Origin of the sequence: Streptomyces mayonensis (genome assembly GCF_018982965.1) — a bacterium.
In the GTDB taxonomy this organism is placed as follows: Bacteria; Actinomycetota; Actinomycetes; order Streptomycetales; family Streptomycetaceae; genus Streptomyces; species Streptomyces mayonensis.
The window spans coordinates 1-9,580 of sequence record NZ_JACBYP010000186.1; the positions used below are offsets into that span (position 1 = coordinate 1).

At 67.2% G+C, this 9,580-nt stretch carries 8 protein-coding genes and 1 tRNA gene; 6 read left to right on the top strand and 3 right to left on the bottom strand.

Annotated elements, in window-relative coordinates; translation table 11 throughout:
* From HZS56_RS36120 to HZS56_RS36130, 3 genes are all read left to right on the top strand, one after another.
* Positions 1 to 1,247: branched-chain amino acid ABC transporter permease (locus HZS56_RS36120; RefSeq protein ID WP_216725039.1), on the top strand; the 1,247-nt coding region annotated here is incomplete at its 5' end.
* Positions 1,248 to 1,249: 2 nt separating this feature from the next.
* Positions 1,250 to 2,155, top strand: a complete 906-nt coding sequence (locus tag HZS56_RS36125) for an ABC transporter ATP-binding protein (protein WP_216725040.1) — start codon at positions 1,250 to 1,252, stop codon at positions 2,153 to 2,155.
* Positions 2,152 to 2,868 (top strand): ABC transporter ATP-binding protein, encoded by a 717-nt coding sequence (locus HZS56_RS36130; RefSeq protein WP_216725041.1) that lies wholly within the window; start codon positions 2,152 to 2,154, stop codon positions 2,866 to 2,868. Before HZS56_RS36125 ends, HZS56_RS36130 begins: the two co-directional genes overlap by 4 nt.
* Positions 2,869 to 2,932: 64 nt before the next feature.
* Here HZS56_RS36130 and HZS56_RS36135 read toward each other — a convergent pair whose 3' ends face one another.
* Entirely contained in the window at positions 2,933 to 3,589 is a 657-nt protein-coding gene (locus HZS56_RS36135; RefSeq protein ID WP_216725042.1) for an ANTAR domain-containing response regulator, read from the bottom strand.
* Between the two features lie 100 nt (positions 3,590 to 3,689).
* Here HZS56_RS36135 and HZS56_RS36140 point away from each other — a divergent pair.
* Both HZS56_RS36140 and HZS56_RS36145 read left to right on the top strand, forming a co-directional pair.
* A tRNA-Leu gene (locus tag HZS56_RS36140) sits at positions 3,690 to 3,765 on the top strand.
* A 106-nt stretch (positions 3,766 to 3,871) separates the two neighbouring features.
* Complete coding sequence (locus tag HZS56_RS36145) at positions 3,872 to 4,648, top strand: helix-turn-helix domain containing protein (protein WP_216725043.1); 777 nt, start codon at positions 3,872 to 3,874, stop codon at positions 4,646 to 4,648.
* On the opposite strand, the gene pyk is transcribed toward HZS56_RS36145, so the two are convergent.
* Complete coding sequence (gene pyk, locus HZS56_RS36150) at positions 4,649 to 6,085, bottom strand: pyruvate kinase (RefSeq protein WP_216725044.1); 1,437 nt, start codon at positions 6,083 to 6,085, stop codon at positions 4,649 to 4,651.
* Positions 6,086 to 6,312: 227 nt separating this feature from the next.
* On the opposite strand from pyk, the gene HZS56_RS36155 reads away from it, so the two are divergent.
* Entirely contained in the window at positions 6,313 to 8,136 is a 1,824-nt protein-coding gene (locus tag HZS56_RS36155) for a bifunctional metallophosphatase/5'-nucleotidase (protein WP_216725045.1), read from the top strand.
* A gap of 31 nt (positions 8,137 to 8,167) precedes the next feature.
* Here the strand turns inward: HZS56_RS36155 and HZS56_RS36160 are convergent, their stop codons facing one another.
* Positions 8,168 to 9,577 (bottom strand): lysine N(6)-hydroxylase/L-ornithine N(5)-oxygenase family protein, encoded by a 1,410-nt coding sequence (locus HZS56_RS36160; RefSeq protein WP_216725046.1) that lies wholly within the window; start codon positions 9,575 to 9,577, stop codon positions 8,168 to 8,170.
* Positions 9,578 to 9,580: the final 3 nt, after the last annotated feature.

Genomic DNA, 9,580 nt, shown 5'->3' on the forward strand with positions numbered 1-9,580 from the left:
GCCCCCTGCGCCCCCTCCCCTCCTACGCCGAAATCCTCGTCATCGTCGCCGTCCTCGCCGTCGGCCTGTTCGTCTTCACCTACGGCATCGGCACCGAATACGACGAACTGTTCGTCGGATTCCTGATCACCGCCGGCTTCAGCTTCGCCGCCCTCAACAAATCCGGCCTCATCGCCCAGATCTCCGAAATCACCGCACGCCACCAGAACATCACCGTCTGCGGCGCATTCATCGCAGCAGCCTGCTTCCCCTTCACCCAGTCCGACGACCAGTACGCCACCATCGGCGTCTACATCCTCATCTTCGCCACCGTCGCCCTCGGCCTCAACATCGTCGTCGGCCTCGCCGGCCTCCTCGACCTCGGCTACGTCGCCTTCCTCGGCGTAGGCGCCTACGCCGCCTCCATGGTCTCCGGCTCCCCCAGCTCCCCCTTCGACCTCCACCTCCCCTTCTGGGGCGCCGTACTCGTCGGAGCAGCCGCCTCCCTCATCTTCGGCGTCCTCATCGGCGCCCCCACCCTGCGACTGCGCGGCGACTACCTCGCCATCGTCACCCTCGGCTTCGGCGAAATCTTCCGCATCACCGCCAACAACCTGGACGGCACCTCCGGACCCGACGTCACCAACGGATCCAACGGCATCTCCTCCATCCCCGACCTCGAAATCCTCGGCTTCGACATGGGGCTCCCCCACGACATCGGCAGCTTCACCATCGGCCGATTCGCCAACTACTTCTTCCTCATGCTCATCATCACGGCCGTCGTCGTCCTCGTCTTCCGACGCAGCGGCGACTCCCGCATCGGCCGCGCCTGGGTCGCCATCCGCGAAGACGAAACCGCCGCACTCGCCATGGGCATCAACGGCTTCCGCGTCAAACTCATCGCCTTCGCCGTCGGCGCCTCACTCGCCGGACTCGCCGGCACCGTCCAAGCCCACGTCACCTACACCGTCACCCCCGAGCAATACCTCTTCGCCGGCACCACCCCACCCAACTCCGCATTCCTGCTCGCCGCCGTCGTACTCGGCGGCATGGGCACCATCGCAGGCCCCCTCATCGGCGCCTCACTCCTCTTCCTCATCCCCAACAAACTCCAGTTCCTCGACGACTACCAGCTCTTCGCCTTCGGCCTCGCACTCGTCCTGCTCATGCGCTTCCGCCCCGAAGGACTCATCGCCAACCGCCGCCGCAAGCTGGAGTTCCACGAAGAAGCCGAAGCGCCCACCACCCTGAGCAAGACAGGGGCCTGACCATGACCACCGACACCACAACCACCGGCGCCACACCGAACACCACCGGCACCACCATCCTCGACGCCCGCGGCGTCACCATGCGCTTCGGCGGACTCACCGCAGTCAACAACGTCGACCTCACCGTCAGCAGCGGCGAGATCGTCGGCCTCATCGGACCCAACGGCGCCGGAAAAACCACCTTCTTCAACTGCCTCACCGGCCTCTACATCCCCACCGAAGGCGAAGTCCGCTACAAAAACCGCGTCCTGCCCGCCAAATCCTTCAAAGTCACCGCCGCAGGCATCGCCCGCACCTTCCAGAACATCCGCCTGTTCTCCAACATGACAGTCCTGGAAAACGTCCTCGTCGGCCGCCACACCCGCACCAAAGAAGGCTTCTGGTCCGCCGTACTGCGCGGCCCCGGCTTCCACAAAGCAGAAAAAGCCTCACGCGAACGCGCCCTGGAACTCCTCGAGTTCGTCGGCCTCTCCGCCAAAGCCGACCACCTCGCACGCAACCTGCCCTACGGCGAACAGCGCAAGCTCGAGATCGCCCGCGCCCTCGCCAGCGAACCCGGGCTGCTCCTCCTGGACGAACCCACCGCCGGCATGAACCCCCAGGAGACCCGCGCCACCGAAGAACTCGTCTTCGCCATCCGCGACCAGGGCATCGCCGTCCTCGTCATCGAGCACGACATGCGGTTCATCTTCAACCTCTGCGACCGCGTCGCCGTCCTCGTCCAGGGCCAGAAACTCGTAGAAGGCGACAGCGCCACCGTCCAGGGCGACGAACGCGTCATCGCCGCCTACCTCGGCGAACCCCTCGAAAACGACCCCGGCGCCGCAGAAGCCGCCGAAGTCGAGGCCGCCGAGGCCGCCGCCGACACCACCACGGACACCGCGGCCGGCAAGGAGAACGACCGATGACCGCACTCCTCGAGGTCGAAGACCTCCGCGTCGCCTACGGCAAGATCGAAGCCGTCAAAGGCATCTCCTTCACCGTCGACGCAGGCGAAGTCGTCACCCTCATCGGCACCAACGGCGCCGGCAAAACCACCACCCTGCGCACCCTGTCCGGCCTGCTCAAACCCGTCGGCGGACAAATCAGGTTCAACGGCAGATCCCTCAAGAAGACCCCCGCCCACCAGATCGTCTCCCTCGGCCTCGCCCACTCACCCGAAGGCCGGCACATCTTCCCGCGCATGACGATCGAGGACAACCTCCGCCTCGGCGCCTTCCTGCGCAACGACCGGCCAGGCATCGACAAGGACATCCAGCGCGCCTACGACCTCTTCCCCATCCTCGGAGAACGCCGCAAACAAGCAGCAGGCACCCTCTCCGGCGGCGAACAGCAAATGCTCGCCATGGGCCGCGCCCTCATGTCCCAGCCCAAACTCCTCATGCTCGACGAACCCTCCATGGGCCTGTCACCGATCATGATGCAGAAGATCATGGCAACGATCGCCGAACTGAAATCCCAGGGCACCACCATCCTGCTCGTCGAACAGAACGCACAGGCCGCCCTCTCCCTCGCCGACCACGGCCACGTCATGGAAACAGGCAACATCGTCCTGTCCGGCACCGGCCAGGACCTGCTCCACGACGAATCGGTCCGCAAGGCCTACCTCGGCGAGGACTGACCGCACGGCGAGGCCCGCGCCCCCCATCAGGGGGACGCGGGCCTCGCCGTACACCAGACAGGCCTCAGCCCTTGGACGCCTTCTTCTCCTCGGCATCCTGGATGACCGCCTCGGCCACCTGCTGCATCGACATCCGCCGGTCCATCGACGTCTTCTGAATCCACCGGAACGCGGCCGGCTCGGTCAGCCCGTACTGCGTCTGCAACACCGACTTCGCCCGGTCCACCAGCTTCCTGGTCTCCAACCGCTGACTGAGGTCGGCGACCTCCTTCTCCAGCGTCTTCAGCTCCGTGAACCGCGACACCGCCATCTCGATCGCCGGCACCACGTCACTCTTGCTGAACGGCTTCACCAGATACGCCATCGCCCCGGCGTCACGCGCCCGCTCCACCAGGTCGCGCTGGGAGAACGCGGTCAGCATCAGCACCGGCGCGATGCTCTCCTCGGCGATCTTCTCGGCCGCGGAGATGCCGTCCATTTTGGGCATCTTCACATCGAGAATCACCAGGTCCGGGCGGTGCTCGCGGGCCAGCTCCACGGCCTGCTCCCCGTCACCGGCCTCACCGACGACGGAGTACCCCTCCTCCTCCAGCATCTCTTTCAGATCGAGCCGGATGAGCGCCTCGTCCTCGGCGATGACGACACGGGTCGTCAGCGGAGGAACGTGCGACTTGTCGTCGTCGTTCACATCATCGGGCTGGGGCGACTCGGGGGCGGTCACGTGAGCTCCTCGTTCGGGGCAGGGGTACTGCTGACAAGAGCCTACCTAGCTGCGGTAGGCTAGACGCGCAGAGGGTCAGGGACGACCTTGGAATCTGCGGGCCCCGGTAGCCCAATCTGGCAGCAGGCAATGGATTCAAAACCCATACAGTGTCGGTTCGAGTCCGACCCGGGGCACTTTTCCTTGGTTTCCAAGGTTCTTACCGAAAAGCGGATGTGCACGTTCTCGTGAACATCCGCTTTCTGCTGCGTGTCGCGACCTGCACGCCCGCAGAGTTGCCGCATGTACGACGTGAGCACACGCAAGCGAGCACTGGCGCTGGTGGCACAGGGAAGAAGCCTGAACTCCGTCAGCAGGGAAACAGGCGTATCCCGCGCCGCCATCCGCTCGTGGCAAACACGCATCGAGCCCCTACCGCGGGTAAGGAAAACCTCGTGCTCACTGTGTGGTCCGAAAACCGAGACGCCCGAGAACGAGGCGGCATACGCGTACCTGCTCGGCCTCTACCTCGGCGACGGCTGCATCAGCCCCGGCATGCGGTCGGGCTACTTCCTCCGCATCGCGTGCGCCGATGCCTGGCCCGGCCTCACTGACGAGTGCGTTGCCGCCGTCAAGGCCATCAATCCCAGCGGGAAGGCGTCGCGTGTCCAAGCCGTCGGGTACACGTCCGTGGTCGGCTACAACAGCCACTGGCCTTGCCTCTTCCCCCAACACGGCCCCGGCAAGAAGCACGAGCGCCGCATCGCCCTCGCTCCCTGGCAGCAGATCATCGTTGGCGCTCACCCCTGGGAGTTCATCCGGGGCCTCATCCACTCCGACGGCTGCCGCATCACCAACTGGACCACGAAGATCGTCAACGGCGTGCCCAAGCGCTACGAATACCCGCGCTACTTCTTCAGCAACAAGTCGGACGACATCCGCGGACTGTTCACCGGCGCCCTCGACACGGTCGGCGTCGAGTGGACCACTCTCGCGCGCGGCAGCGACCCCTTCAACATCTCTGTCGCCCGTAAAGCGTCCGTTGCTCTCATGGACGCTCATGTCGGGCCCAAGTACTGATTACTCGGGGCTGTCGTCCTCCCCGATGTGGTGCACGCGTACCAGGTTCGTGGTGCCCGAGACCCCCGGCGGGGAGCCTGCGGTGATGACCACGGTGTCGCCCTCTTCGCAGCGGCCGTAGCGGGTGAGGAGTTCGTCGACCTGGCGGACCATCGCGTCCGTGGAGTCGACGTGCGGGCCGAGGAAGGTTTCCACGCCCCAGGTCAGGCTGAGCTGTGAGCGGGTGGCCGGCTCGGGGGTGAAGGCCAGGAGCGGGATGGGTGAGCGGTAGCGGGAGAGGCGGCGGACCGTGTCGCCGGACTGGGTGAAGGCGACCAGGAACTTGGCGCCGAGGAAGTCGCCCATCTCGGCGGCGGCGCGGGCGACGGCGCCGCCCTGGGTGCGGGGCTTGTTGTGGTCGGTCAGCGGGGGGAGGCCCTTGGCGAGGATGTCCTCTTCGGCGGCTTCGACGATGCGGGCCATGGTGCGCACGGTGTCGGTCGCGTGCTTGCCGACGCTGGTCTCGCCGGAGAGCATCACCGCGTCGGTGCCGTCGATGACGGCGTTGGCGACGTCGGAGGCCTCGGCGCGGGTCGGGCGGGCGTTGTCGATCATCGAGTCGAGCATCTGGGTGGCGACGATGACCGGTTTGGCGTTGCGCTTGGCCAGCTTGACGGCGCGTTTCTGGACGATCGGCACCTGTTCCAGGGGCATTTCGACGCCGAGGTCGCCCCGGGCGACCATGATGCCGTCGAAGGCGGCGACGATGTCTTCGATGTTCTCCACGGCCTGTGGTTTTTCGACCTTGGCGATGACGGGGAGGCGGCGGCCCTCTTCGTCCATGATGCGGTGGACGTCGAGGACGTCGTGTCCACTGCGGACGAAGGAGAGGGCGACGACGTCGAAGCCGTTGCGGAGGGCGAAGCGGAGGTCGTCCTCGTCCTTTTTGGACAGGGCGGGGACGGAGACGGCGACGCCGGGCAGGTTGAGGCCCTTGTGGTCGGAGACCATGCCGCCTTCGACGACCTTGGTGTGGACGCGTGGGCCGTCGACGTCGGTGACTTCGAGGCAGACTTTGCCGTCGTCGACGAGGATGCGTTCGCCGGGGGTGACGTCGGCGGCGAGGCCTGCGTAGGTGGTGCCGCAGAGGTGGCGGTCGCCGTCGATGCCTTCTTCGACGGTGATGGTGAAGGTGTCGCCGTGTTCAAGGAGTACGGGGCCTTCGTGGAAGTGGCCGAGGCGGATCTTCGGGCCCTGAAGGTCGGCGAGGGTGCCGACGCTGCGGCCGGTCTCGTCGGACGCCTTGCGGACGCGCTGGTACCGCTCCTCGTGCTCGGCGTGGCTGCCGTGGCTGAAGTTGAAGCGGGCGATGTCCATTCCGGCGTCGACCAGGTCCTTGATCTGGTCGTAGGAGTCGGTGGCGGGCCCAAGGGTACAGACGATCTTTGCTCGGCGCATGGGTCGAGCCTATGACTTACTGCCGGGTAGCGAATTGGCGACGCATGACCACTCAACAACCTTTGAGTAAAGGGTTATTGACAAGTGTTGAATTGTGCGGGGCGCCGCTCTGATGAGCGTTCCAATGGGCTTTCGCCCTTGACAGGCGACGTGTTCAGGACAGAATCTACGCGCGTTGCCCTATGCATCCCACTACTGTTCGCACGCGCCGTCGAGGAGAGCCCGTCATGCCCCTGAACCGCCGGAAGTTCCTGAGCAGGTCCGCCGTGACGGGGGCGGGGGTGGCGCTGGCCGGCGCGGCGGCGGCCCCGGCGGCCGAGGCGGCGGTCCCGGCCCAGCAGGGGCACAAGGGACACATGGGTCACAAGAAGAAGCGGTACGCGCTGACCGTGCTGGGCACCACCGACCTGCACGGGCACGTCTTCAACTGGGACTACTTCAAGGACGCCGAGTACACGGACGAGGCGGGCAACGCGCAGGGCCTGGCCCGTGTCTCGACCCTGGTGAACCAGGTCCGTGAGGAGAAGGGCCGCCACAACACGCTGCTTCTCGACGCGGGCGACACCATTCAGGGCACCCCGCTGACGTACTACTACGCCAAGGTCGATCCGATCACCGCCGAGGGCGGCCCGGTGCACCCGATGGCGCGGGCGATGAACGCCATCGGCTACGACGCGGTGGCGCTCGGCAACCACGAGTTCAACTACGGCATCGAGACGCTGCGCAGGTTCGAGGAGCAGTGCGACTTCCCGCTGCTCGGCGCCAACGCGGTGGACGCGAAGACGCTGAGGCCCGCGTTCCCGCCGTACTTCATGAAGACCTTCCGGGTGAAGGGCGCGCCGCCGGTGAGGGTGGCGGTGCTGGGGCTGACCAACCCGGGTATCGCGATCTGGGACAAGGCGTATGTGCAGGGGAAGCTGGCCTTCCCGGGTCTGGAGGAGCAGGCGGCGAAGTGGGTGCCGAAGCTGCGGTCGATGGGTGCGGACGTGGTGGTGGTGTCGGCGCACTCGGGTTCGTCGGGGACGTCCTCGTACGGTGACCAGGTGCCGTACGTCGAGAACGCGGCGGCCAATGTGGCGCGGCAGGTGCCGGGCATCGACGCGATCCTGGTCGGGCACGCGCACGAGGAGATCGCCGAGCTGAAGGTCGTCAACGAGGAGACGGGGAGGACGGTCGTGCTGTCGGAGCCGCTGTGTTTCGCGGAGCGGCTGACCCTGTTCGACTTCGAGCTGGTTTTCGAGCGGGGTCGCTGGCGGGTCGAGTCGGTCCGGGCGTCGCTGCGGGACTCCGCGGACGTGGCGGACGACGAGCGGATCACCCGGCTGCTGTCGGACGAGCACGCGAAGGTGGTGGAGTACGTCAACCAGGTGGTCGGTACCGCCACCGAGACGCTGACGACGGTGGAGGCGCGGTACAAGGACGCCCCGATCATCGATCTGATCACGAGGGTGCAGGAGGATGTGGTCAGGGAGGCGCTGGCCGGTACGGAGCACGCGTCGCTGCCGGTCCTGGCGCAGGCGTCGCCCTTCTCGCGGACCTCTCAGATTCCGGCGGGCGACGTGACGATCCGGGACCTGTCGAGTCTGTACGTGTACGACAACACGCTGGTGGCGAAGCTGCTGACGGGTGCCGAGGTGCGGGCGTACCTGGAGTACTCGGCGGAGTACTACGTGCAGACGGCGGCGGGTGCGCCGGTGGACGTGGAGAAGCTGACGAACGCGGACGGCCGTCCGGACTACAACTACGACTATGTGTCGGGGCTGACGTACGAGATCGACATCGCGCGGGCGCCGGGTTCGCGGATCCGTAATCTGGCGTACGACGGTGTGCCGCTGGACGATGCGGCGCGGTTCGTGCTGGCGGTGAACAACTACCGGGCCAACGGCGGCGGTGACTTCCCGCATGTGGCGTCGGCCCAGGAGCTGTGGTCGGAGTCGACGGAGATCCGGACGCGGATCGCGGAGTGGGCGACCGAGAAGGGCGTGCTGGATCCGGCGGACTTCGCGTCGGTGGACTGGTCGCTGACGCGGGAGGGTACGCCGGTGTTCTGAGCCGTCCGCCCCGCGACGGCGTGGGGCGGCTTCAGGCGCCGTCCGCCAGGGGTGTGAGCGTCCGGTGGTCGCGTGCGGTCGGGATCTGGGGTCGTCCGTTCTGCAGTCCGAAGGTGGTGAAGGCGGTGCGGCCGGGCAGGGGGTACGGTTCCTGCCCGGTCAGGTCGTTGAGGATGGTGGCGCTGCGCCAGGCGGCGAGGCCGAGGTCGGGTGCGCCGACGCCGTGGGTGTGGGTTTCGGCGTTCTGGACGTAGACGGAGCCGGTGACGCCGGGGTCGAGGAGGAGGCGGTAGCGGTCGTCGATGCGGGGGCGTTCGGAGCTGTCGCGCCGCATGTAGGGGTCGAGGCCGGCCAGGATGCGGCCGAGGGGGCGTTCGCGGTAGCCGGTGGCGAGGACGACGGCGTCGGTGGTGAGGCGGGAGCGGGTTTTCTGCTGTTCGTGTTCCAGGTGGAGTTCGATCTGGGTGGCGGCGATGCGGCCGGCGGTGCGGACGTGGACGCCGGGGGTGAGGACGGTGTCGGGCCAGCCGCCGTCGAGGGTGCGGCGGTAGAGCTCGTCGTGGATGGCGGCGGTGGTGTCGGCGTCGATGCCCTTGTGCAGTTGCCACTGGGCGGCGACGAGGCGGTCGCGGACCGGTTCGGCCAGGCCGTGGAAGTAGCGGGTGTAGTCGGGGGTGAAGTGTTCGAGGCCGAGCTTGGAGTACTCCATGGGGGCGATGGCCTCGGTGCGGCCGAGCCAGTGCAGGCGTTCCTGGCCTGCGGGCCGGTGGCGGAGCAGGTCGAGGAAGATTTCGGCGCCGGACTGTCCGGTGCCGATGACGGTGACGTGTCCGGCGGCGCGGAGGGTGTCGCGGTGGGCCAGGTAGTCGGCGGCGTGGACGACGGGGACGCGGGGGTCCTCGACGAGGGGCTGGAGCGGGTCGGGTACGTGGGGTTCGGTGCCGACGCCGAGGACGACGTTGCGGGTGTGGGTGCGGCCGAGGGCTTCGGCCTCTCCGTCGGCGTCGAGTTGGGTGTAGTCGACTTCGAAGAGGGTGCGTTCGGGGTTCCAGCGGACGGCGTCGACCTGGTGGTGGAAGCGGAGGGTGGGCAGGCCTTCGGCGACCCAGCGGCAGTAGGCGTCGTATTCGGCGCGGCGGATGTGGAAGCGTTCGGCGAAGTAGAAGGGGTAGAGGCGTTCTCTGGCCCTGAGGTGGCTGAGGAAGCTCCAGGGGCTGGCGGGGTCGGCGAGGGTGACGAGGTCGGCGAGGAAGGGCACCTGGAGGCGGGCGTCGTCGATGAGCAGGCCTGGGTGCCAGTGGAAGGCGGGGCGCTGGTCGTAGAAGACGGTGTTCAGGCCGGTGAGGGGGTCGGCGAGGGCCGCGAGGGAGAGGTTGAAGGGGCCGATGCCGATGCCGACGAGGTCGCGGGGGGTTTCGGAGTCGAGGGGGGTGGTGTTCATGGG

Coding starts and splice junctions, on each gene's coding strand:
- HZS56_RS36125 (WP_216725040.1), top strand. CDS start 1,250: ATGACCACCGACACCACAACCACCGGCGCCACACCGAACACCACCGGC.
- HZS56_RS36160 (WP_216725046.1), bottom strand. CDS start 9,577: ATGAACACCACCCCCCTCGACTCCGAAACCCCCCGCGACCTCGTCGGC.
- HZS56_RS36130 (WP_216725041.1), top strand. CDS start 2,152: ATGACCGCACTCCTCGAGGTCGAAGACCTCCGCGTCGCCTACGGCAAG.
- HZS56_RS36145 (WP_216725043.1), top strand. CDS start 3,872: ATGTACGACGTGAGCACACGCAAGCGAGCACTGGCGCTGGTGGCACAG.
- HZS56_RS36155 (WP_216725045.1), top strand. CDS start 6,313: ATGCCCCTGAACCGCCGGAAGTTCCTGAGCAGGTCCGCCGTGACGGGG.
- pyk (WP_216725044.1), bottom strand. CDS start 6,085: ATGCGCCGAGCAAAGATCGTCTGTACCCTTGGGCCCGCCACCGACTCC.